General features: G+C 42.1%; 26 protein-coding genes. 8 read left to right on the top strand and 18 right to left on the bottom strand.

The features are described 5' to 3' along the window. Window positions 1–295: 295 nt before the first annotated feature. Together pnp and H6F42_RS17575 are read right to left on the bottom strand one after the other, a co-directional pair. Window positions 296–2,440: a polyribonucleotide nucleotidyltransferase gene (pnp, locus tag H6F42_RS17580; RefSeq protein WP_190400675.1), complete on the bottom strand. Its 2,145-nt coding sequence runs from the start codon at window positions 2,438–2,440 to the stop codon at window positions 296–298. A gap of 375 nt (window positions 2,441–2,815) precedes the next feature. Next, the gene (locus tag H6F42_RS17575) at window positions 2,816–3,052 is read right to left on the bottom strand and encodes a hypothetical protein (RefSeq protein ID WP_190400674.1); all 237 of its coding nucleotides are present in this window, start codon (window positions 3,050–3,052) and stop codon (window positions 2,816–2,818) included. 496 nt (window positions 3,053–3,548) lie between these two features. Here H6F42_RS17575 and H6F42_RS17570 point away from each other — a divergent pair, with 496 nt between their 5' ends. Continuing rightward, a complete protein-coding gene (locus H6F42_RS17570) occupies window positions 3,549–3,938 on the top strand; it encodes a universal stress protein (RefSeq protein ID WP_190400673.1) in 390 nt (129 codons plus the stop codon). Between the two features lie 95 nt (window positions 3,939–4,033). Here the strand turns inward: H6F42_RS17570 and H6F42_RS17565 are convergent, their stop codons facing one another. The 7 genes from H6F42_RS17565 to raiA form a co-directional block, all read right to left on the bottom strand. Further along, a complete protein-coding gene (locus tag H6F42_RS17565; RefSeq protein ID WP_190400672.1) occupies window positions 4,034–5,170 on the bottom strand; it encodes a cysteine desulfurase family protein in 1,137 nt (378 codons plus the stop codon). A 104-nt stretch (window positions 5,171–5,274) separates the two neighbouring features. Beyond that, complete coding sequence (locus H6F42_RS17560) at window positions 5,275–6,069, bottom strand: TatD family hydrolase (RefSeq protein WP_190400671.1); 795 nt, start codon at window positions 6,067–6,069, stop codon at window positions 5,275–5,277. A gap of 216 nt (window positions 6,070–6,285) precedes the next feature. After that, the gene (locus H6F42_RS17555) at window positions 6,286–6,678 is read right to left on the bottom strand and encodes an AbrB family transcriptional regulator (protein ID WP_190400670.1); all 393 of its coding nucleotides are present in this window, start codon (window positions 6,676–6,678) and stop codon (window positions 6,286–6,288) included. Between the two features lie 1,018 nt (window positions 6,679–7,696). Further along, the gene (locus H6F42_RS17550; RefSeq protein ID WP_190400669.1) at window positions 7,697–8,899 is read right to left on the bottom strand and encodes a hypothetical protein; all 1,203 of its coding nucleotides are present in this window, start codon (window positions 8,897–8,899) and stop codon (window positions 7,697–7,699) included. A 74-nt stretch (window positions 8,900–8,973) separates the two neighbouring features. Further along, the gene (locus tag H6F42_RS17545; RefSeq protein ID WP_190400668.1) at window positions 8,974–9,411 is read right to left on the bottom strand and encodes a biopolymer transporter ExbD; all 438 of its coding nucleotides are present in this window, start codon (window positions 9,409–9,411) and stop codon (window positions 8,974–8,976) included. 23 nt (window positions 9,412–9,434) lie between these two features. Continuing rightward, a complete protein-coding gene (gene queF, locus H6F42_RS17540; RefSeq protein ID WP_190400667.1) occupies window positions 9,435–9,821 on the bottom strand; it encodes a preQ(1) synthase in 387 nt (128 codons plus the stop codon). A 233-nt stretch (window positions 9,822–10,054) separates the two neighbouring features. Next, window positions 10,055–10,630, bottom strand: coding sequence for a ribosome-associated translation inhibitor RaiA (gene raiA, locus H6F42_RS17535; protein ID WP_190400666.1), 576 nt, complete (start codon window positions 10,628–10,630; stop codon window positions 10,055–10,057). Window positions 10,631–10,990: 360 nt separating this feature from the next. Here raiA and H6F42_RS17530 point away from each other — a divergent pair, with 360 nt between their 5' ends. Both H6F42_RS17530 and H6F42_RS17525 read left to right on the top strand, forming a co-directional pair. Then, on the top strand, window positions 10,991–12,583 hold the full coding sequence (locus tag H6F42_RS17530; RefSeq protein ID WP_190400665.1) for a glucose-6-phosphate isomerase: 1,593 nt from the start codon (window positions 10,991–10,993) through the stop codon (window positions 12,581–12,583). 306 nt (window positions 12,584–12,889) lie between these two features. After that, window positions 12,890–13,420: a cyclic nucleotide-binding domain-containing protein gene (locus H6F42_RS17525; protein WP_190400664.1), complete on the top strand. Its 531-nt coding sequence runs from the start codon at window positions 12,890–12,892 to the stop codon at window positions 13,418–13,420. A gap of 227 nt (window positions 13,421–13,647) precedes the next feature. Here the strand turns inward: H6F42_RS17525 and H6F42_RS17520 are convergent, their stop codons facing one another. The 3 genes from H6F42_RS17520 to efp form a co-directional block, all read right to left on the bottom strand. Further along, window positions 13,648–13,884: a hypothetical protein gene (locus H6F42_RS17520; protein ID WP_190400663.1), complete on the bottom strand. Its 237-nt coding sequence runs from the start codon at window positions 13,882–13,884 to the stop codon at window positions 13,648–13,650. A gap of 178 nt (window positions 13,885–14,062) precedes the next feature. Continuing rightward, window positions 14,063–14,554 carry an acetyl-CoA carboxylase biotin carboxyl carrier protein gene (gene accB, locus H6F42_RS17515; protein WP_190400662.1) on the bottom strand — a complete coding sequence of 164 codons (492 nt, stop codon included), beginning with the start codon at window positions 14,552–14,554 and terminating at the stop codon, window positions 14,063–14,065. After that, window positions 14,555–15,115 (bottom strand): elongation factor P, encoded by a 561-nt coding sequence (efp, locus tag H6F42_RS17510; protein ID WP_190400661.1) that lies wholly within the window; start codon window positions 15,113–15,115, stop codon window positions 14,555–14,557. Between the two features lie 190 nt (window positions 15,116–15,305). Between efp and trxA the strand changes: the two genes are divergently transcribed. After that, complete coding sequence (gene trxA / locus H6F42_RS17505) at window positions 15,306–15,623, top strand: thioredoxin (protein ID WP_190400660.1); 318 nt, start codon at window positions 15,306–15,308, stop codon at window positions 15,621–15,623. 190 nt (window positions 15,624–15,813) lie between these two features. Here the strand turns inward: trxA and H6F42_RS17500 are convergent, their stop codons facing one another. Continuing rightward, window positions 15,814–16,851, bottom strand: coding sequence for a GTP-binding protein (locus tag H6F42_RS17500; RefSeq protein ID WP_190400678.1), 1,038 nt, complete (start codon window positions 16,849–16,851; stop codon window positions 15,814–15,816). Window positions 16,852–16,999: 148 nt separating this feature from the next. Between H6F42_RS17500 and H6F42_RS17495 the strand changes: the two genes are divergently transcribed. Continuing rightward, window positions 17,000–17,488: a hypothetical protein gene (locus H6F42_RS17495; RefSeq protein WP_190400659.1), complete on the top strand. Its 489-nt coding sequence runs from the start codon at window positions 17,000–17,002 to the stop codon at window positions 17,486–17,488. Between the two features lie 50 nt (window positions 17,489–17,538). Here the strand turns inward: H6F42_RS17495 and H6F42_RS17490 are convergent, their stop codons facing one another. Beyond that, window positions 17,539–17,883: a hypothetical protein gene (locus H6F42_RS17490; RefSeq protein ID WP_190400658.1), complete on the bottom strand. Its 345-nt coding sequence runs from the start codon at window positions 17,881–17,883 to the stop codon at window positions 17,539–17,541. Window positions 17,884–17,922: 39 nt separating this feature from the next. Then, entirely contained in the window at window positions 17,923–18,501 is a 579-nt protein-coding gene (locus H6F42_RS17485) for a DUF6272 family protein (RefSeq protein ID WP_190400657.1), read from the bottom strand. Between the two features lie 221 nt (window positions 18,502–18,722). Here H6F42_RS17485 and H6F42_RS17480 point away from each other — a divergent pair, with 221 nt between their 5' ends. From H6F42_RS17480 to H6F42_RS17470, 3 genes are all read left to right on the top strand, one after another. Next, window positions 18,723–18,935, top strand: coding sequence for a DDE transposase family protein (locus H6F42_RS17480; RefSeq protein WP_190400656.1), 213 nt, complete (start codon window positions 18,723–18,725; stop codon window positions 18,933–18,935). A 105-nt stretch (window positions 18,936–19,040) separates the two neighbouring features. After that, window positions 19,041–19,835, top strand: coding sequence for a tryptophan synthase subunit alpha (trpA, locus tag H6F42_RS17475; RefSeq protein WP_190400655.1), 795 nt, complete (start codon window positions 19,041–19,043; stop codon window positions 19,833–19,835). 6 nt (window positions 19,836–19,841) lie between these two features. Further along, a complete protein-coding gene (locus tag H6F42_RS17470) occupies window positions 19,842–21,026 on the top strand; it encodes a F420-0:Gamma-glutamyl ligase (protein WP_190400654.1) in 1,185 nt (394 codons plus the stop codon). Window positions 21,027–21,134: 108 nt separating this feature from the next. On the opposite strand, the gene H6F42_RS17465 is transcribed toward H6F42_RS17470, so the two are convergent. The 3 genes from H6F42_RS17465 to H6F42_RS17455 all read right to left on the bottom strand — a co-directional run bounded on the left by H6F42_RS17465 (window position 21,135) and on the right by H6F42_RS17455 (window position 22,792). Beyond that, window positions 21,135–21,797, bottom strand: a complete 663-nt coding sequence (locus H6F42_RS17465) for a TMEM165/GDT1 family protein (RefSeq protein WP_190400653.1) — start codon at window positions 21,795–21,797, stop codon at window positions 21,135–21,137. A gap of 328 nt (window positions 21,798–22,125) precedes the next feature. After that, the gene (locus H6F42_RS17460; protein ID WP_190400652.1) at window positions 22,126–22,437 is read right to left on the bottom strand and encodes a HigA family addiction module antitoxin; all 312 of its coding nucleotides are present in this window, start codon (window positions 22,435–22,437) and stop codon (window positions 22,126–22,128) included. Window positions 22,438–22,519: 82 nt separating this feature from the next. Continuing rightward, window positions 22,520–22,792 (bottom strand): type II toxin-antitoxin system RelE/ParE family toxin, encoded by a 273-nt coding sequence (locus tag H6F42_RS17455; protein ID WP_190400651.1) that lies wholly within the window; start codon window positions 22,790–22,792, stop codon window positions 22,520–22,522. Window positions 22,793–22,813 lie beyond the last annotated feature (21 nt).

The raw sequence follows: 22,813 nt of genomic DNA, 5'->3' as shown, positions 1-22,813 counted from the left end.
AGCCAGTACAAACCAAAACCCAAAAAGCGAGTTGCGGCGCTTCGCGCCGCAACTCGCTTTTTGGGTTTTATGTCCTAAGCAAAACTTACATTGCTATAGCTATAGTCACTTGCATTAGGACAAACCCAAAATAAAGAAGCAAGTGGCGGCGCTTCGCGCCGCCACTTGCTTCTTTGGTTTTGGGTCTTAACAAGACTAGCTATAGCTATAAGTTGTTTGAATTAAACGTAGGATGCGCTAGCGCACTCTTTGGGCTAAAAAATAGAGGCTCGCTCGCAAAGCGAGCCTTTATTTTTTAGGTGTTAGCGGCGGCAGCAGTTCTAGCGGCGGCGGCTTCATCGGGATGAATGCCTAGACGAGTTAGGTTAAAGCGTCCACGATTATCAATTTCGCGGATCTTAATTAACACTTCGTCGCCAACAGCAACTTCATCTTCCACTTTGCCTACACGACCTTCCGCCAATTGCGAAATATGCACCATTCCTTCCTTTCCAGGTAAGAATTCTACAAATGCGCCGATGGGAATAATGCGAGTAACTCTACCTAGATAAACGTCACCAGATCCGACACGACGGGTCATGTTTTCAATGATACGCTTAGCTTTGAGCGCACCTTCGCCACTCATGGACGAAATCATCACCGTACCGTCATCTTCGATATCGATCTTGGCTCCCGTCTCTTCAGTGATGCCCTTGATGTTTTTACCACCTGGTCCAATAATCATGCCGATTTGCTCAGGATCGATGCGAATTGTCAGTAGACGTGGGGCATAGGGTGATAGCTGCGGTCTTGGCTCAGGCAGAATTTCCAGCATCTTTTCCATGATATGGGCGCGACCCGTTTTGGCTTGGGTAATCGCCTCGCGCACCGTATCCATGGAAATACTGGTAATCTTCATATCCATTTGCAGGGCGGTGATACCTGTATCTGTGCCTGCTACTTTGAAGTCCATATCGCCAAGGAAGTCTTCAATACCTTGAATATCCGTGAGAATTCGTACTTCATCACCTTCCTTGATCAAGCCCATCGCTACGCCGCTAACGGGTTTGGAGATGGGTACACCTGCATCCATGAGGGCAAGGGTCGAGCCGCAAACAGACCCCATTGAAGTCGAACCGTTAGAGGATAAGACTTCTGATACAACACGGAGGATGTAGGGAAATTTATCTTTGGGGGGAAGGACTGGCTCGATCGCTCTTTCAGCTAAGGCTCCATGACCGATTTCGCGGCGACCAGGCGATCGCATGGGTTTTGCTTCACCGACGGAGTAGGGCGGGAAGTTGTAATGGTGCATGTAGCGTTTCTTGGCATCAGGATGGAGATCGTCTAACTCCTGTGCATCTCCGGGTGTGCCAAGGGTAACGATCGAGAGGACTTGGGTTAAGCCACGATTGAATAAACCACTGCCATGAACGCGAGGCAATACGCTCACTTCTGTCCAGATGGGGCGGACTTCATTGAGCTTACGTCCATCAATGCGGACACTTTGCTCAATGACCTGCGCTCGCATCAGCTTTTTGGTGATTTCCTTATAAGTGGCACTTACTACCTTTTTATCGGCAGCTAGCTTAACTGGATCTTCGTCGGGCAAAGCGGCGATCGCTTCTAAAAGCTCAGCTTTAATTTCATCAAGAGCCGCATCACGGAGACTGCGATCCTTTTGGCAACTTGCCACCACCTGCGCGACTTTAGCTTTGACTGTATCGCTAATAAAGTTTTCGAGCGTTGGATCGGTCTCAGGAGCAGTAAGATCTGGCGGCGCAATCCCTAACTCTTTAATCAGTTCTAACTGAGCTTTGATTAGTTCTTGAACAGCTTCATAGCCAAAATCGATCGCTTCGATCATGTCTGATTCTGGTAACTGGTTAGCCCCAGCTTCTACCATGATGATCCCTTCCGCAGTTCCAGCCACGACTAGATCAAGATCTCCCGCTTCGATTTCTGCATAGGTGGGGTTGATGATAAATTCATCACCCACTAAACCGACACGCACGCCCGCCATAGGTCCCATAAAAGGGAGTCCCGCAATTTGAGCAGCGATCGATGCACCTGTAACGGCTAAAACATCGGGTGGAACTTTATCGTCGATCGCCATCGTAGTCGCAACGATCTGCACATCATCGCGTAACCAGTTGGGAAACAAAGGACGCATGGGGCGATCGATTAAGCGGCAAATTAGGGTAGCTTTTTCAGGCGGTCTACCTTCACGGCGCAAGAATCCTCCGGGGATGCGCCCTGCTGCATACAAGCGCTCTTCGTAATCGACAAGGAGTGGAACAAAATCTACGCCGTCACGCGCAGGACCTCTGGTCGCTGTCACTAAAATTGCGGTTTCCCCGCACTGGACTAATACTGAGCCGCCAGCTTGAGGGGCAAATGTGCCAATTCTTAATTTAATTTCCCTGCCATAAAAAGGGATGGTTTTCGTTACGGCATCCATCTATAATCTTCTTCCGTTTTGACTTTTTTCTCGTTATATATCTCGCAATGTTAGCACTGATGTAGTAGGGTCTGCCGTTTCTTTAGTTTTGGCTTAATCTAACCGAGATTGCTACATTCCATAAATACCAAAGGCGAGCCCTACTTGCTTGTGCAAAATAAATTACCAAAACCCGTAAAGTTGCGCCTCGTAGGAGCGCAACTTTACAGGTTTTGGTTTGTAATTAATTATGCCTAGCTACTTGGCATCGCTTTTATTTGCTGATCGCAATTAATAATCTAGGGCGCACGCTACGCGTGCGCCCTAGATTATTAATTATGCCTAGAGACTTTAGCTCCACCTAGTTATAAATTTTTAAGTAAATTTTCGGGATATTTAAGATTGCAATTGAATTAACAGACGCTTAATAAGCATAATGACTGTTCGCTTTATAGAACTTAACAATGAGCGGATACCATTAAAACTACCCATCATTTTCCAAACAAATACCACCCAATACCATCCCTTAATGATCTCTCCCCAGAGGGTAATTTTTTCTGTTGGAGTTGTTTCTAAAGTTTGCTGGTCAATAGTTTGCCCATTCTCAGGATTAGAGTTTAATTCTTGGGACATAGATTTAATCTCACTCAATAGCTAAATTTCTGATCATATTTTGTGATCATATTTGTATCTAAGCATTTTGGCGATCGCTAAGTAGCTAAACACAATTAAAAACCCAGAACCAAAGCCCGTGGCGCACGCTGTGGGTGCGCCACAGGTTTTGGGGTTTTATATTTAATTTCACTTAGCTACGCTATAACAATCCCAAACTTACGGCGCTTTGCGATCAAACCTGAATCAAGAAAAATTTTAAAAGCGTTGCTTCGTAAAGATTTTAAAATTTTTCTTGTGGGGGCTTTTGATTAACAACTGCTGGCTAAAACCCCAGAGAATGGCGGCGTAAAGCACCGCCATTCTCTGGGGTTTTAGGGCAAGGCAATGGTGAGACATGTTAAAAATTAAGAAATTTAAATCTTTCGAGGCTCTTGATTACTAAAATGAAATAAAGAGAGACAAAACTCTTAAATTCAAAATCTATTATCCGAATTGCAGTGTTAGGTAGGAATTTATGTTTAAAACTGTTTTATTTCCTTTAAACAGAAGTCAAGAAACCCGCCAAGCTGTATCTATAGTCATCGACATTGCCCAAAAGTATCAGGCTGCGCTCTATGTGCTTTCAGTTACTGAGGCTGATGCTACCGATAGCGATCGCCAAGCTTCTCAAGATTTTATTAGCGAAATAGAATCTTATTTTGTGGAAGTAGGTATTTCCGTCAAATCCCAAATTTTGGAAGGTAAGGCTGCCTTTGTGATTTGTGACTTTGCGGATGAAATTAACGCCGATTTAATTGTGATGGGTTCGAGGGGAATGAGCCTAACCGATGAACATCCCGACGGTAGCAGTGTTAGCCAAAAGGTGATCAATCTTTCACCTTGTCCAGTTTTGATAGTTCCTTAAATTTGTCGTCACCACCGTAAGATAAAGAACAGATTTTGGATGGTGCGGCGAAGCCGCGCCATCCAAAATCTGTTCTTTATTAAATTTGGGAAACCTTATGGCTTAAGGATTTGATGCATAACTAACGATGTCCATTCCACATCTTCGGGAGTGGTGGATTTGCCAAGGGTAAGACGAATGCTATTTTTAGCTTCCGATTCGGAATAACCCATTGCTAACAAAACTGAGCTTGGCTCGATCGCCCCACTACTACAGGCTGAACCCGAACTAATCGCAATACCCGCAAAGTTCATCTCGCGGACAATTTTGCGCCCATCAAGATGTTTGTGATAAAAGCTGAGATGATGCGGCAGGCGATCGCTACCCATCATTCCCGTAGGGACAAGATCGCTCATATCCCCTAATAACTGATAAAGGCGATCGCGCAATTGCGAGAGTCGGCTAGATTCCTGAGTGAGTTCCTTTTCCGCTAGCTCCGCCGCTAAGCCCAGACCTGCGATCGCCGCAACCGCCTGTGTCCCTGAACGATAACTTCTTTCTTGACCACCACCTTGGATTAAAGGAACAATATTTCGTTTTTTATGAGTCAGAGGATTAATATAGAGCGCTCCAATCCCCTGCATTCCATAAAACTTATGAGCAGATAGGGATAGAAGATCGATGGGTAAAGCTTGCATATCCAAGGGAATCTTCCCGATCGCTTGCACAGCATCCGTGTGAAACAGCACATTAGCATTGCGGCAAATTTGACCTAGTTTATCTATCGGCTGAATTGTCCCCACTTCATTTTGAGCCGTGATGATAGATACAAGAACTGTATTAGGACGTAGCGATCGCGCTAAATCCTGTGGTGAAACTTGACCATAGCGATCCACAGGTAAATAGGTGATTTCCCAACCACGCTGCTCGAGAAATAAGGCGGGCAAGCGGATCGCTGAATGTTCCACCGATGAAATGATCATGTGCTGTGGTGTTTGATATTGTCGCGCCATACCCATCAACACCATATTGTCCGACTCTGTGCCTCCAGAGGTGAAAATCACACCTTCAGGATCGGCATTTAGTAGGCTTGCGACCTGTAAACGCGATCGCTCAATCACCATTGTCGAACGTTCACCCCACCAATGCAAGCTGGAAGGATTTCCCCATTGCGATCGCATCACTTCGGTCATTAAGTCAATGACTTCAGAGCGGGTGGGGGAAGTAGCGCCATGATCTAGGTATATCTGCATGAATTAATTTTATCGCAAGTAATCTAATCTCAACGCCAACAAAATCCCAAAGAGAGTTGCGGCGCGAAGTGCCGCAACTCTCTTTGGGATTTTGTTGTGATTTGCTAGGACAGGGCAAAAAGCTTAAATGCATTATCCGTAGTTTGCGCGGCAAAAGTCTCTAGATCGACACCCCGCAGTTTTGCCACATTCTCCGCCACATGCAGCACATAAGCTGGTTCATTGCGTTTGCCTCGTTTTGGTACAGGCGCTAAAAAAGGACAATCAGTCTCCACTAAAATGCGATCGCTAGGAACGATTTTGGCTGATTCATGCAAATCATGGGCATTTTTAAAAGTGACCACACCACTAAAGCTGATGTACATTCCTAAATCCACAAACCACTGTGTCTCCTCAGGATTACCAGCCCAGCAATGCATGACTCCCCGAATTGGCTCGGTCGGAGATTCGGCATTAATTTCTAGCAAAACTTCGCGAGTCGTCGTCGCCGCCTCACGGGAATGAATAATTACGGGCAAATTTAGCGATCGCGCCGTGCGTAATTGAGATTTAAAAGCTTCAATTTGAGCATCTTTACTATCCGACTTAAAAAAATCTAACCCCGTCTCACCAATTGCCACTACTCGCCGATCGCTACTAGCTAAAGCCTTAATGCGATCGCCAACTTCAGGATTCCAGCCCGTCCCATTCAAGTCTTTATCTAAAGGATGTAGCCCCACCGCAAAACTAACTTCGGGGAACTGATCGGCGATCACTTGAATCTGACCAAACTCATCGGGACTCACACAAGAATGGACGAGTCGATTTACGCCGTTATTTAGCCAGCGATCGCGTACTGCACCAAGATCTTCTTGAAAGTCCTTGAAGTTGATATGGACATGTGTATCTACTAATTGCATACCCTGAGAACCTAAAAATCAAAATCAATTTGAAAATCAAAGCAAGAAAATAGCGAGAAAATCAAACACTTACTCCGAAAGCAGTATTAATCTTCTCGCTTAAAACTATCATGATTAAAAAAATGTCCTTGGTAAGGAGCGAAAAACTTATATTTTTCCTGTAAAAAATAATTTACACCTCCCCAACTTAGACATTATGTAATCTTAAATTTTTACCTATTCATCTCCGTCATCAGCTTGATCGCTAGATAGCTGAATCAAATGAATGTGCTTATATCCCAGCTTAATTTCAAATTCATCACCCTCATTTAAGCCCATAGATCTGGTGTAGGTGGAACCAATCACAATCTGACCATTTTTATGGACACTAACGCGAAAAGTTGGTTCACGACCACGACCATCTTTATTCTGCTCGGGATTAATAGCAAAGCCTCTAGCAGCAAGGACTGCCTCATAAAATTCGGTCAAATTAACTCGATCTACACCATCTTTACCACGAGTGAAATAACCGCATTTCTTTGCTTGTTCACGCTTAGGTAAATTGTTTAGCTCTTTAGCTCTTTGAAGTAGAGCTTTTCCCGTTAAAGGAGCATTTACATTGTCTGTCATAGTATTATCAGGAATTTCAAGGTTTTTAGATTGCAAGCTTTTCTCTGAAGCTAGGAAAAGTCTTACAAATATAATGGAATTTTATCCACTTAGAATAACTTACCTATTCTCGTACATTTTTAAACATATTTGACAAAAGATTGCATAAATTCTAGAAATAATTTTGAAGCTACATGGAAACTTTTGAAACTCCTTATATAAAAGTCACTTTGTCCCCCCATTTATATAGTAACTGATATTTGGAAAGTGGATAATACATGGGAAAGCCTTTACTAAAGCTTATCTGTGATTAAAAATTTATTGACATCTCTTCAAATGACAATTATTTTAATAGCCTTTATCTACTTAACCAAAATAATTTAATTGTCAAAATTTCACAGTAATTAAAGACAGATTTCTTCACCCATATAGGTGATTTATTGATTTTATTACTGACCCAGATTGTTAAAATATATAGACAGACTTATGGTTGTCCAAAAATATCTATGATCTTTTCCCGATACTTAAGCTAATTTCGGCAAAGATTTTGGAATATCTATCTTAGTAAGTAGCTAGGCATAATCAACCTATTAGAGTAGGTTAGGGGCTTTTGATATAAATTTTGGTTCGTACATCTTATCCTGATCAATATAGTCAATTAGTTTGCTCAAGAGTTTTTGGATAACGCCGAGAGCTTAATCCATTTAGTGTAGTTATTGGATGGGATGAATATTTTTTAGATATACCTACTGAGTTACTGATGTCTGGGGAAATTATTTTTAAATTCCAAAAAGTTAAGTTGGCAATTTTTGATTTTTAGCAATTACCTAGATTCCTGAAATTTAATAAATTAATTCAGTTCTTACTACTCACTTCCCAGTATAAAAATAGACATTAAAAATCAAGGATTAGCGTTGCGTTGCAACGCTAATCCTTGGGTGGGAAGTGATAGGTAGCCCAAAAAGATAAGTGGCGGCGCGAAGCGCTGCCACTTATCTCGCTAAAAACCCAAAAAATCAAGGACTCAGGAGCTTGATTTTTAGTATCTATATGGAAAGACGTACTTAGCTGTTACAAGGCGGTATATTCCATTTTGAGGATTATCAATAGGTTGAAACTTGTAGTCTTTTACTGTGTCAAGCACGATATTAACTAGCTCTGAATCAAGGTCAACTAAATCTTTATTGCCATTAGCATAGCCAGCTAGTTGAATTTCTCCATAGGGAGAAACAATCCAATAGTAAATGATCGTACCTGTCTTGCCCTTAACATTGGTTACCTTGGGAGGAATCCATGCTACGCCCTTCTCTCTATATAGTTCAGGATTAGAGATTAGCGCATCTTCAGGAGCTAATAGAGTCTCCTTTAATAGGTTTCTATCACGTAAATTTCTAATTCGTTTATCAGTTGCTAAAAAATCCAGCAAGCTGAGCCCCGATCTATCAGTACTAGAAGGTGTTACGGCGGTTGGGGATGGAGTAGAGGGCGATGGGCTGCTGGGAGGGCTGGGAGGTGGTGATGTATTTGGGGAAGGCTGTGAATTTTGAGGAGATTGCGACGATTTGAAAATAGGTGGATTGTTGCGCGGTGGAGTTTTTGGCTCAGAGCTAGTATTTCTTGCCAGTCTATTATCAGGTGGTGGAGTATTTAGGTCGTTTCTTAAGCCGCCTTGAAACTCAGGTCTAAGATTACTGCTATTCGAGTTTTTGGGATTGCTATTGTCAAGGCGTAATACTTGCTGAAGTGGATTACGAATTTGAGGTTGAACAAATTGAGGTGGCGAAAAATCCTTAATGTTACTTAATAAGGGAGGAAAATCCGTTGGTAGCCCTGTGATAACGGGGGGTAAGTCATCCAATTTGTCCAGATTATTAAAATCTAAGGAGCGTAGAGGGCTGTCTGATAAGGCGCTAGGAAGTCCATTATTGAGGTTTAGGCTGTTTAACTTGTTGGGTGACGACTTCACAAATAGGCTATCTAGGAAAGACTTATCGGGCTTGGGAGGATTTATATTTACTTGTAGCTTATTAGGTAATTTAACTACGGGTAATGTCACGACAGGAATTTCTTTGGAGGTTTCTTTCTTGAGAGGACTTGGGGCGATGACAGCAAAAGCCGCATGAATCCCTAATGAGCCAATCACTAACACCCAGAAAGGATACTTTTTGAGCAGACTAACTGCTTTATGGGCAATTTTTCTGACAGGAGCATTTGACAAAGCTTTATGGTCAAAGTTGGACATAGATTTGTCTGCTGGACTTACAGTGAGTTGGCTGTTGGGTTTAGTCGGCAACATTTTTTCAGAGGGTATTATTGCTAAGAGCGAGATGTGGCGATCGCCACCCGATTTCCTGCGATCGCCCTAATTTCTGCAAGACGATTAATTACTTGTTGATAAGACACATTAGTATTGTCCGCACTGAGGACGACAATACCTTGGGCTGAAGTTTCTAGAAACTTGCGAATATCTTGCTCTAGTTGCTGAGGTGTTAAAACTTTTCCATTTACTAGCATTTGTCCTGAAGGATCGAGGGTGATTACAAAGAGATCTTCTTGCTTGAGATCGCTTGTACCCGAGTTGCCACTACTATTGCCACGCGCAATAACTGGTAGGTCAACACCGATACGGCTAGGTATAGTAAGTGCTGCTGACAATAAGATAAAAAATGCCAAGATCGAAAATACAACATCTAACAAAGCAGTTAGATTTATCTCTGCATTACTCGATGCTTGGTATTTTTTACGGACTTTCATAAATTGACGTGACGTATTAAGAACTAAATTGTTTCTTGAGGTTTGACGTAGTTTACTTCGACTACAGTATGGACATTGCCACGGGGGGTAAAGTCACCTTTGACATTGATTCTAATAGGATCGCCTGCTTTAACGAAGTCATCAAGGATTTGATTGACTGATTCCTCATGGGAAATAAAGCGATCGCGATAACTATTAATGTAAAGCTTAATGGCTTTGAGTTCGACTAATACTTGATTGGGGGTGTAGGTGATATAAATTGTGGCAAAGTCGGGATAGCCAGAAAATGGACATTTACAGGTGTATTCAGGAAGGGTTATTTGAATACTATAATCTCTACCAATTCTGGGATTGGGAAAGGTAGTGAGGGTTGCTTCTGCGATCGCTTGTTCGCCGTACTTAACAGTCATGTCTACTTAAATATAAAAATAAAAAATTAACTAAACTTCAGTCTAGTCTTCTAGCGTAACAAATACAGCCTAAAAAGTGCCAAGATTTCTGTTAATAGCTTAAACACATAGCGCTTTGCGCTCAAATCTAAAGCCAGAAATATTTTAAAAGTGCTGCTAAGCAGCACTTTTAAAATATTTCTGGCGCTAAAAAAGCAGGGGGCGCTTAGCGCCCCCTGCTTTTTTAGATATTGTTAATGTTTTTTGACATCATGGGGTTGGATTACGCCATATCCACCATGATTGCGTTCATACACAACATTAATGTCCCCCGTTTCAGCATTGCGAAAAACATAGAAGTCATGATCGATCATCTCTAAATGTTCAAGAGCCTCATCTACAGACATCGCAGGCATCGCGAAATACTTATTTCGCACCACTTGACTAGGCAACTCAACTACCCGATTACCATTAGGCAATGGGACTGGAGGTTGCTCAACCACAGCAACGCTAGTTTTAGCGGCTGCGCGATCAGTCTTGCGCTCTTTAAATTTCCGCAACTTGCGAGAAATTTTGTCTGCGACTAGGTCGATACTTGCATACAAATTCTCACTCTTTTCCTCCGCGCGGATTACCGTTCCATTTGCATAGACTGTCACTTCAGCAGATTGACTTGAAGCGATGCGAGGATTACGGGCTACAGATAGATGAACATCTACCTCCGTAGTTAATGTTTGGAAATGGCTAACCGCTTTGTCGATCTTTTGTTCAACATATTCGCGGATAGCTCCAGTGACTTCAATATTCTTGCCTTGAATTACAAGTTTCATCTCAATGACCTCGCTTTTATCTTCCAAACCAGCTAAGAAAATATGGAAGGCGCAATCTCGATTTTTATTACCCCATTGCGCTAAATAGCTGATTTGGCTATGAAATCACCATAACACTTTGCTGGTCTCATGAAGCAAGGTTCGATGTACTTCTTAACGTTGGCTTAAAGTTATAGCGCTTTACGCTTTCTTAAAGCCCAGATAAATTTTCAAAAAGCTTGCGAAGTAAGCTTTTTGAAAATTTATCTGTAATCCCCAAAATCTAAATAGGCGGTATGTATGAATAAGATCAAACAAGATCGCTACTTATCGCTTACGATTGGCATTATGCATCGTCTGTTTTAAGCATGTGAGGTTCGTATGAATTCGGCTGTGGAGTTATGGCAACGGTATCAAGACTGGCTGTACTACCATTCAGACTTAGGGCTTTATATAGATATCAGTCGCATGAGGTTTACGCCTGACTTTGTGACACAGATGCAACCCAAGTTTGTTAAAGCTTTTGAAGATATGAAAGCTCTGGAGTCAGGTGCGATCGCCAATCCCGACGAGCAACGCATGGTGGGGCATTACTGGCTAAGAACACCAGAGCTTGCTCCGCATAAAGAATTAGCTGACGACATTACCAAAACTCTTGACCGTATCGAAGTTTTTACCCAAAAGGTTCATGCTGGAATTATTAGTCCTCCTGTAGGGGGCAAATTTACGGATATTTTGTCAATTGGGATTGGAGGATCAGCCTTAGGTCCACAGTTTGTCGCTCAATGTTTTTCTAAAGCTGATGTCCCCCTCAAAATTAGCTTTATCGATAACTCCGATCCCGACGGTATCGATCTGGTGCTTGACCTCTTAGGCGATCGCCTCAAAACCACTCTAGTATTAGTGATCTCTAAATCTGGTGGTACGCCTGAAGCAGCTAATGCCATGAAAGAGGTTGAGTTTGCTTTTCAGCAAGCTGGCTTAAACTTTGCTCAACAGGCGATCGCCATCACAGGCGTTGGTAGCGCTCTAGAGAAATATGCGATCGGCAAAAACTGGCTCGATACTTTTCCAATGTACGATTGGATTGGTGGTCGAACCTCAGAATTGTCAGCAGTAGGGCTATTACCTGCGGCGCTACAAGGCATCGACATTCGCGCCATGCTCCAAGGTGCAAGCATCATGGATGCCGCTACTCGCATCGAAGATATTCGCCAAAATCCTGCCGCCCTCTTAGCTATGGCGTGGCACTTCGCTGGTAATGGCAAGGGGGAAAAGGATATGGTAATCCTGCCCTATAAAGATCGTCTGTTGCTATTCAGCCGCTACTTGCAACAGTTAGTGATGGAATCCCTCGGCAAAGAACAGGATCTCGATGGTAATTTCGTCTATCAAGGGATTGCGGTCTATGGTAACAAAGGCTCCACTGACCAACATGCCTATGTGCAGCAACTCCGTGAAGGTGTGCCAAACTTTTTTGCTACTTTTATCGAAGTGCTACAGGATTCGCAGAAACCTCATCCCGAAATAGAAGAAGGGGTGGTGACAGGTGATTATCTATTAGGATTTCTCCAAGGTACTCGGAGCGCTCTCTACGAAAATGGCAGAGATTCCATAACTGTAACTATTCCTTGCGTTTCGGAAAGTACGGTTGGCGCTTTGATTGCCCTTTATGAACGCGCCGTAAGTTTCTATGCTTCCTTGGTGAATATTAATGCTTACCACCAACCGGGAGTTGAAGCTGGCAAAAAAGCGGGAGCAAAGGTTTTAGCTTTACAAAAGCAGCTTATGGATGCATTGAAAGCTTCCACCGTTTCTTTATCTCTAGAAGAAGTGGCGGTCAAGTTAAATTCACTCGATGAAATTGAGGCTATTTATCACATTGCTAGACATCTTCATGCTAATGGCAAAATCTTGCTAGAAGGTGAACTATCTAAGCCTGCTACCCTCAAAATGATGTTACTCCCTGCCTAGAGAATAATTAGTTATGGGCGACTAACCACCCATAGCTAAATTATTCTCTAGATAACGTATAACGTCTGTTTAGGCTTTGTGTAGTACAGATAAATCTTAAAAAAGCTTGCTTCGCAAGCTTTTTTAAGATTTATCTGGGTTTTAAGAAAGCGCAAAGCTCTGTAACGCTTATAAAAATGGCTACGCTATTTTTAGCTGTGATGTTACTAACTGTTTCTTAAATTTTTTGACTATATTTATCTTTTTCGTAAAATAGTCTGCAAGAATATGTCTTCTTACTTGTTGTCCAGTTAACAGAGGTTAAATGTGAAGAAGATTTTACTTTTCTTTAGTGAACTCAATAATAATGATCTTGATTGGCTTGTCCAAAAAGGCAAAAAAGAGATAGTTCAGCCCGATCGCTTGTTAATTCGAGAAGGACAAGTTAGCGAGGCTTTATATATTGTCGTAAGTGGATCTTTTAGCGTTGTCATCCAGTCACAGGATCAAAAAGAACTTGCAAAAATTTCCGTAGGAGAAATTGTTGGTGAAGTGTCTTTTATTGATACGAGAGCGCCTCTTGCTAGTGTGCGATCGCTAGAAGAGTCAGTCGTTTTATCGATACCCAGAGTTCAACTTTTAGCCAAACTACAACAAGATATTAATTTCTCTTCCAGATTTTACAGAGCTATTTGCCTTTGTTTGTCCGATCGCTTGCGCGGTACTGTAAGTCGCCTTGGTTACGGATACGATGTTGCTGATTCACATCTCGAAGGTTTTGGTCAATCGATGCTCAGCAATTTGGAATTAGCAGAAGCGAAGTTTAATTGGCTACTTAAAAATGTACGAGGAGCCTAAAAAACAAAAATACTTACCGCCAAAAAGCAGAATTACTTAGGCAAATTTAGTCCGCCTAAGTGATTCTGCTTTTTGATAAATTACCCCTTCTTAGCAGCAATTATAGCTATAGCCAGTTTTGTTAGGATACAAAACCCAAGAAGTGAGTGGCGGCGCATCGCGCCACCACTCACTTCTTGGGTTTTGGTTTGTCCTAATGCAAGTGACAACAGCTATATTTTTGTTCTTTAGAAGCTTTGGAAAATTATAACGCCGAGAACTGCTTCTACCACAGTTGCCACAACTAGCCCTGTCCAAAATCTACCTGCTGTGCGATTGAAACCCAGCGCAGAATCTTCGCGGCTAGCAGTAAAAAATAATGACCAAGCTTGGTTTTCGCTAAGGCGAGCAAATTGATTAAAGTCTTCACGAAAAGCGATCGGGGTAAAGAGGTTATTACTGCTAAAGTCAAACTTTGTTTCCATAGTTGCAATTTCCGATGTATTTGTTTGCTGAAGACAGCTTAACAATAGTTAATAAAACTTTACACCCCTCTTAGGTTGCGTATTGAATTGCACAAAGGAATAGATGTTGCAAAAAAATCTTTTGGTTAATTCCTATAAATAGAAAGGGGCGCAAAGCGCCCCTTTCTATTTATAGGAATTAAATCGCTTCTACGCGCATTAATACTTGTCCATATTCCACTGGTTGAGTATTGTCTACTAAAATTTCGACAATCCTTCCAGCCGCTTCCGTTTCAATCTCATTCATCAGTTTCATTGCTTCGATAATACAGACAGTATTACCTTTTTTAATGGTGTCACCGATTTCTACAAATGGAGGTTCATCGGGCGCGGGAGAGCGATAGAACGTGCCTACCATGGGTGAGGTGATTTCGATTAACTTCTTAGCAGGAAGCGCATCGGCAATCGTGGTTGTATGGGTAGCAGGTGCGCTAGATACTGGATCGATCGCGGTTGGAATTGGTGCAGAAACCATCGGAACAGGAGCAGCTAAAGCTACCGTAGGCGCAATTTTGGTTTCACTTTTACGGATACTCAGACGCAAATCGCCTGATTCTAGAGTAAGTTCGGTGATATCCGTCTTGTTCAGAATCGTGACTAGTTCACGTAATTGCTCTAAGCTAAATTCCACCTAATTTTCACGCCCCAAATACGTGTCTTCACGAGTATCAATTTTGATGCGATCGCCAATATTCACAAATAGAGGAACGTTGATCGACGCACCAGTCTCTACCTTGGCGGACTTACTGCCACCCGTAGCTGTATCGCCTTTCAAGCCGGGGTCGGTTTCAATAACTTCAAGTACGACTGTGTTTGCCAACTCTACTTCAATGACTCTCTCGCCCCATCGAACAACGTTAACTTCCATGCCTTCTTTGATGTATTTGACACGGCTGCCAATCTGGGCGGAGGTCAATGTCGCTTCTTCATAGCTTTGCATATCCATAAAGACATAATCTTCACCGTCTTTATAGGTGTGCTGCATGGAGCTTTTTTCGAGAACCGCTTGAGGAACCATTTCCCCAGCTCTGAAGGTTCTTTCTAGGTTTTTACCTGTCATGGCGCTTTTTAGCGTGGTGCGGACAAAAGCTGAACCTTTACCAGGCTTTACGTGTAAGAATTCAACTACACGCCAGACTTCGCCATCGAGTTCAATTGTTACGCCGGGTCGAAAATCGTTACTAGAGATCATTGCGGATTGAGTAATAGCCAGTGATCATTCTAGCCTAGAGATGTAACATTTAAGACAAAGAAATATAAATATAGGGTTTTCAGAAAGCGCGAAGCACTTTCTAACAAAAAGTGATGTGCGTATAACAGAGTCATCCCTAATTTTTGGGCAAGTACTATAGAATTGAGTTTTTAAGGGAGCGATCGCCTCTATGTCAGTCAAAAAGCAATTTGGTAGTTTTGATGAATTATTAGCAAGTTCAGCAACACCTGTTTTGGTAGATTTTTATGCGCCTTGGTGTGGTCCTTGTCAATTGATGACGGGGATTTTGGATAGGGTGAGTGACACAATGAAAGATAAAGTACAAATTGTGAAGATCAATACTGATAACTATCCCGATCTTGCCTCTCAATATAAAGTCTATGCTCTACCAACTTTAGTTTTATTTAAAGACGGCGAACCTGTCGATCGGGTGGAAGGGGTTATTCAAGCTGATCCCCTGTGCGATCGCCTAGAGCATTACTTATAAATCACACCAAAACTAAAAATGGTATAGCCACTTTTGCCAGTTGGTATAAAAAAAGGGGCAGCACTAAGTGCTGCCCCTTTTTTATAGATTAGGTTCAATTCCTAATTCGCGTAACTTTGCGGCTAATGCTTCAGCACGTTGATATTCTCGTTCAGCAAGCATAACTTGACCTCTGATGATAAGAACTTAATTAGACGAGGCAACTTCCGAGATCTGCTAGTAGTTCTTCACGGTGTAAATTGCGTCCAATGATCACTAGCTGGTTATTGATGGATTTACTACGATCATCGGTTTTGAGTTCATAGCGTTTGCCGCTAAGCTGAAATACATAGCGATTGTCAATATTGGCAAAGTTTAAAATGCCTTTGGCGCGAAATACATCTACAGGCAATTTTTTATCCAGAAAGTTTTGAAACTTGTCGAGATTAAAGGGGCGATCGCTTTGAAAGGAGATTGAAATAAAACCATCGTTTTCTAGGTGATCGGAATGGTGATGCTCGTGGTGATGATGCTCGTGATTACACTCGGGATCGTGGCAATGTTCATGGGTATGAGTGTTGCGATGATCATGATGGGCGTGATCGTGATGGCTATGATCGTTGGACTCATGGCTAGCCTGTTGCGTCGAGGCGATCGCTGATTGGTCAATCTTTACATCCAAAACTAGCGGCAATGGCACGATGCCCATCTGCGATCGCAAAATTCTTGCCTTAGTTTTCGTCTTATTGATATAAGCTTCTAGCTCTTGGAGCTTTTCATCAGCTACCAAATCAGTCTTATTAAGAATGATAATATCGCCATACATGATTTGGGCGAAGGCTGCATCACTTTGAAAATGCTCAGAGTTAAAGGCTTCAGAATCCACAACTGTCAAAATCGAATCTAATCTGGTGAGATGCTGTAACTCAGTGCCTAAAAAAGTTAAAGCGATCGGTAAAGGATCGGCAACCCCTGTAGTTTCCACAATCATATAATCAATGCGATCGCCTCTTTCTAAAACGCTATAAACCGCATCGACCAAGCCATCGTTAATGGTGCAGCAAATACACCCATTGCTTAGTTCCATCATATTTTCATCAACTGATATCAATAACTGACTATCAATATTGATATCGCCAAACTCATTTACTAAAACCGCAACCTTTAAATCCTGCTGGTTTTGCAAAATGTGATTTAGCAAAGTGGTCTTGCCACTGCCTAAAAAGCCTGTGATGATCGTAACTGGCATACCCCGCTTGGGTACGTCCACATCAATAATGTCCTGATTGTCCTGTGTAATTGCTTCTGTAACACTGCGATCGGAAGTGAGCATGGACTTTATGCAAAAATAAATTAACCTTCATTTTAACAGTCGCGATTGCGCTCTGTAGATTATCATGTCAGTTCCCGAATCTTGCACTGCCTTGAGTATTGACGATATTCTCGCCTCTTTGGAAATGCGGCTAGAAATAGAGGAAGTATGTAACATCCAGCCTCTAACCAAAGCATTAGAGCAAGGTTTAAGCTTTGCCAAAGATCATAAATTGACAGATCTGGCGGATGTTATCAAGCTAGAGCTTGAAGGTTATATGAATCAACCACCTAGCGATCGCTTTGTGCAACTAAGCTATTTCGATCATGGGGGGCAAATAATTGATGGACTAAATCAATATCGGATCTACCCTTTAGTAATAGGGGTACGTAAACTAGAATTGCATGTTAAAAATGGTTTGACTCTCATACTACCTAAACAGATTTTGAATTTCCTTTCTGAAGTAGTTGGACGTGAAGTTGAGAGTGGTCACATCTCGCCCGCAGAGATTAACAAAATTTTAGAAAGTATTCGCAATAAGTTCTTGCGGCAGTTTTTAATAATTAAAGGATAAATAAGCGATAAAAATTCAAAGAAATAAAATTAAGATTTTGTTATTCGGATTTAATTCCATTCTAATTTTAGGGAAGGCATTAAGCGTTGTAGATTTTTTAAAGACTTTCCCTGCCAAGGAATATTGTCTGCTCCTTTTACAGTAATGCTAATAGTTTCTTTTTGACGGACTTTAATTACAAATTTAGACAAAACATTAATTCCAGAACTATTTAGGAATTCTAATTGACCCAAGTTTAAGGTGATTTGTTTTGGTGAACCTTCAATCACTTGCTCTAATAATTGGACAATGGGAGCATATTCCTCACTTCCCGCCAAGCGTAAAGATCCTTGGCAATAGATACATTGCTCTAATTGGTCATACCAGACCCGATAATCATCTCCTTTAACTTCCACTGTTTAGATGCTCCTGATAATAGTTCGATCCATTTTTTACTAGAGAGGTAACTGTACCATTGTAGTTACCATTGTCACATCCGCATTGTTGTGAGCTTCTTCAAACTTCCATCCTAAGGATGCATCATAGTCCATCATCATAGTTAAAAATCCTAGTCCTGAACCCTGAGAATGATCTTCTTCAGCTACGCTCTTCTCAATTTGGTTGATGTACATTTCACTGACATCCCCAGAAATAATTTCTTGTAAGTAGGCTTGAAACTGATCGATAGATTTAGGACGTACACTGTTTTTAGATAAAAAGATGAGGCGATCGCGAAATAAATGTACTTCTAGGTTCACGGGTTGACTGGCGCTTTCATCGCTATATTTCATTGCATTTTCTAATAACTCATTGGCAATGAAACCGACGGCATGTCTTACTTCGGTTTGTTTATTTATGTCCGCCGTGGTATCTCCCGGGAAAAAATTGCGAACATAATCTCCTAGGAAGTCTGCTGAGAGTCCGTTAGTTTTCCAACGAATTTGGATAGGTAACGAGGAGGGCGAAAATCCGAGAACTAAAAACTCACTTCTATTAGAAAAATCTTCTGTGAATTCTCCAAAAACTTGCGCCATATTAACGCCATTTTTAATGTTGATTATTACTATGGAGATTTTTCTAGATTTAGCAACCTTGCATAAGTCTATTGCAAATCTCTAGACTTCTTTTACTATGTTTAGGGACGTAACGCAACCTACCACAGATAAACTGCAAGCTTGATTTAAATATTAAAGTGCAAAAAGTTTAAAGGAAAGGTTGCTACGCAACCTTTCCTTTAAATTACTTTGGAGTATTTATGTCCGATGAAATCAATAAATTAACTGAGCGCCTTAGTGCGCCTACATGGTTTATCTGTAAGCGGGAAAATGGTACTTGCGAAATTGTCCAAAGCCCCGATCAAGAATCAATACCTAATTCTCTAGAAACTTGGGGAGCATTTGCCTCTCAAGGTGAAGCGATCGCCAAACGAGTTGGGCTAATTCGGGCTGGCAAATGTAGTCCAATCTAAGGAAAGCAAGAGTTGCAGTGCAACTCTTGCTTTCCTTAGATTGCCTACAAGTCCCCGTGAGGCGCTACTATAATACGGGATTACTTTTTGTGGAATTTTTAAGTCATGATATCCGTTTCCGCTCGATTTGAAGAACTGCGAGCTAAGGGGCAAGCTGCTCTAATACCTTTTATTACGGCTGGCGATCCTAGCTTGGAGACAACAGCAAAGGCTTTGCGGGTCTTAGATCAAAACGGTGCGGATCTAATCGAATTAGGTGTGCCATATTCCGATCCTTTGGCGGATGGCCCCGTAATTCAGGCGGCGGCGACAAGGGCTTTGCAAAATGGCACGACCTTGGACAAGGTATTAGATATTGTCCGTGAGGTTGCGCCAGAACTGCGATCGCCAATTATTTTATTTACTTACTACAACCCAATTTTAAATATTGGGGTTGAGCAATTTTTAGAGCGGATCTATGCGGCAGGGGTGCGCGGCTTGGTTGTGCCTGATCTGCCCCTTGAGGAATCCCATGTATTGTTGGAACCTGCGGAAAAGGCGGGGATTGAAGTAATTTTATTGATTGCGCCCACGAGTCCTCCCGATCGCGTGAGTGCGATCGCCGAGAAATCTCAAGGCTTTATTTATGTGGTCAGTGCCACTGGGGTGACAGGGGTACGCACAGAAGTTGCTAAGGGCGTTAAAACGATGATCGAGCAGTTAAGGATTACGACCGATAAGCCGATCGCGGTAGGTTTTGGCATCTCTCAACCTGAACACGCGAAGCAAGTAATTGATTGGAGCGCCGATGGGGCGATCGTCGGTAGTGCGATGGTGAAGAAATTAGCGGAACCAGAGGGTGGTTTGCACGCGATCGCAGAGCTTTGCAAAACCCTCAAACAAGCCATTCGTAGAGATTAATAACGTATGAATATTTTGATTGGTTTGGCGATCGCGATCGCGGTTTTAGGCGGAATAGTTTTGCTGCTCTGGTTACTTTTTGAATGGCAATACAGCACTCGTCAAGGCAATGTGCTGGAGTTTGACAATGGGGCTTGGCAGTTTTTGAATTATGAGCCAGAGCATTATTCTCTAGAGCTAATCCTCACCGCTACGAATAAGACTCGCAATCTGGATATTTTCTTGGTGGAGGTCAATCCCGTCTTGTCGCTGCTTTCGAGTGGTAGCCTCGAAGGAATTACCAGCAAAGTCCAGTTACGATCGCGCCATGCCAACCTCTCTAGTCGCAATGACAACTATTGGGAATCCTATATTGTTACGCCCCATCACAGCACAGGCGTTGAAGTTGTCATAGATATCAATGGCAAAAATCTTGAAGAGCTAAAAAGCGCATGGGTACGCATCCACTACACCGTCTACGGGCCCGCAGGTCGCGAAGAAAAGGTCAAGCATTGCATTATTCCCTTGCAATTTCCTGATGCCAATCAAAGGGAACGGTGGCGACCTACTCCCGATGCCGATGTATTGCCAATCCGTACCCATATTCTCTCGGCAGGGGATACGCCCGTCGATGTGCTACAGCGCTATGTGATGAGCCACGCTCAAGCGGGAGATATCGTGACGATCGCCGAAACCCCGATCGCGATTATGCAGGGTAATTTCTATCATCCCAGTGATATTCAGCCCAAATGGCTGGCCAAACGCCTCTGCTATTACTTCAAAAGTACTTCCAGCCTTGCCACGGCTTGCGGTTTGCAATCTTTAATTAATGAGTCAGGCGCATGGCGAGTTGCCTTTGCCTTTATTATCGGCTCCTTTGCTAAGGCAATCTTCCGTATTTCGGGAGTATTTTATATGTTGGCTGGCGAACAGGCGAGATTAATCGATGATGTCACTGGCACTTTGCCCCCTTACGATCAATTCATCGTTCTGGGGCCCAAAAATCCGCAAGCCGTTGTCGATGAAATCAAGGCGGGTACGGGACTCGAAGCGGCGATCGTAGATGTAAATGATCTGCGCCGTGTGAAGGTTTTAGCCGCCACTTCTGGTGCTTCTGAAGAATTGCTCAATCAGGCTCTGCTCATGAATCCTGCGGGTAATGCGGCGGAACAAACGCCGATTGTTTTAATTCGCCCAAATACAGGTGCTTAGTTTTTTATAGGTGTAATACAAAAGAAAATGGCATAGCCATTTTCTTTTGTATTACACCTACTTTCTAGCAAATTTTTTAGTTAGTGTTTAAGTGCAAAGCACTGTGTTTCAAACGCCTTGAAAATAAGCAGTGACCCCGAAAATGATAAACAGAAAGCCCCCGATCGCCGTAATTACCCGTTCCGAAATCTTACCAGCAATCAGACGACCACCAATTACCGCGATCACTGTGCAAATAGCATGACCTAAAATCGCACCGAGAGTCACAAAAATTGGATTATAGGCTGCCGCTAAAGCGATCGTACTAATCTGAGTGCGATCGCCCCATTCTGCCAAAAAAGTCATCACAAAAGCCTGTGTCCAAACCCCTAACCAAGAATAGCGCGATAAAATTGCGCTTAAAAAATTGCCAAAAATTGGTAACTTAGCGATCGCCTTTGGTGAATCTTGATTTTCTACAGCTTCTTCCGCTTCGTGAACTATAGCTTCTTCTGATTTTGACGGCATCTGCGACGCATCATAAATTAACTTGATGCCAAAAATGAGAAACAAGGCGATCGCACCATAGTGCGTATAAACTTTGGGTAATAGTGCAACCGCTTGCCCTAGTAACACCGAAAGTACTGTCATCAAAGCCAGAGCCGCCAATACTGACGAAAACACGGTGCGATGAGAGTGACGCATCGCCAAAATTACGGCGATAAAAAAGGTCTTATCGCCCAATTCTGAAATTGTAATCAATAATAAACTTGCTGTAAAAGCTGTTAGCACTCTGTCAAACTCCTTCAGGTTTTGAAAAGCCCTGATTGAGCTTGAAGAGATAACCAAGACCTCACCAAGCTCACATCAGGTGTGAACTCAGTGAAAGTCTCGCTGCCAAGCTTTTAGATATCTCTAAATAAAACTTGTCACTTGAACCAGTCTTTTAAGACAGTATGTTGACTCAAGTGGAACTACTATTAATGCAAATTAAGTATTAATAGCAATTAGCTACTCCCTTTCATGTAGATCATAGTTTACTCTATTTATCGAACTTGAACAAGGTTTCGATCTTGTCTTTGTTTTCTCGATTAGCAATGTCTTAATCACTTAATCTCATTTAAGCAACCGTTAACACCTTCTCATACTCTTCTTCATACTTCTGTAAAGCATCCCAAAGATCTACCTTTTGCTGAAGATTGAGCCATGACTCAGGGCCATTGCCCAAAGCTTTCCCAATCCTAATTGCCATATCCACAGTCACTGGTCGATGCCCCCGAATAATTTGATTAACTGTTCGGCGAGACACTCCCAGCATTTTGGCAAACTGAGTTTGAGAAATTTCTACATCTTCTAAAATATCTAAGATAATCTCTCCAGGATGAGAAGGTCTAGTTTTTCTATTCTTTAAACTTTCCAATAAGTCATTCATAAAAGTACCTCTTCTTTGCGTTATAAATACGCTACTTCTAGAAATTAAATAGTTATTACATAATCCCTATTTAATTCTATTTTTAGTGATAATCCTCGTAATTTACGTCATAAGCATGACCGTCTTTAAACCTAAATGTAATTCGCCAGTTTCCAGTTGCTTTTATTGCCCAAACGCCTTTTTTATTTCCTTTTAGTTCATGTAAATCATATCCAGGTAGCTTAAGGTTTTCTATTTTTGAAGCTGAGTCGATATGTTCAAGTCTCTTTTGTAGTTTTTTTTGTTCTTTAGTTGTTGCTTGTATTTCACCATTTAGTAATTTCTCAAGCAATTTATCTTTAAAATTTTTTATCATTATTTGCTATTTCATTCCTAA

Source organism: Pseudanabaena sp. FACHB-1998, assembly GCF_014696355.1.
In the GTDB taxonomy this organism is placed as follows: domain Bacteria; phylum Cyanobacteriota; class Cyanobacteriia; order Pseudanabaenales; family Pseudanabaenaceae; genus Pseudanabaena.
This window is presented reverse-complemented; position numbering and strand designations above follow the sequence as displayed.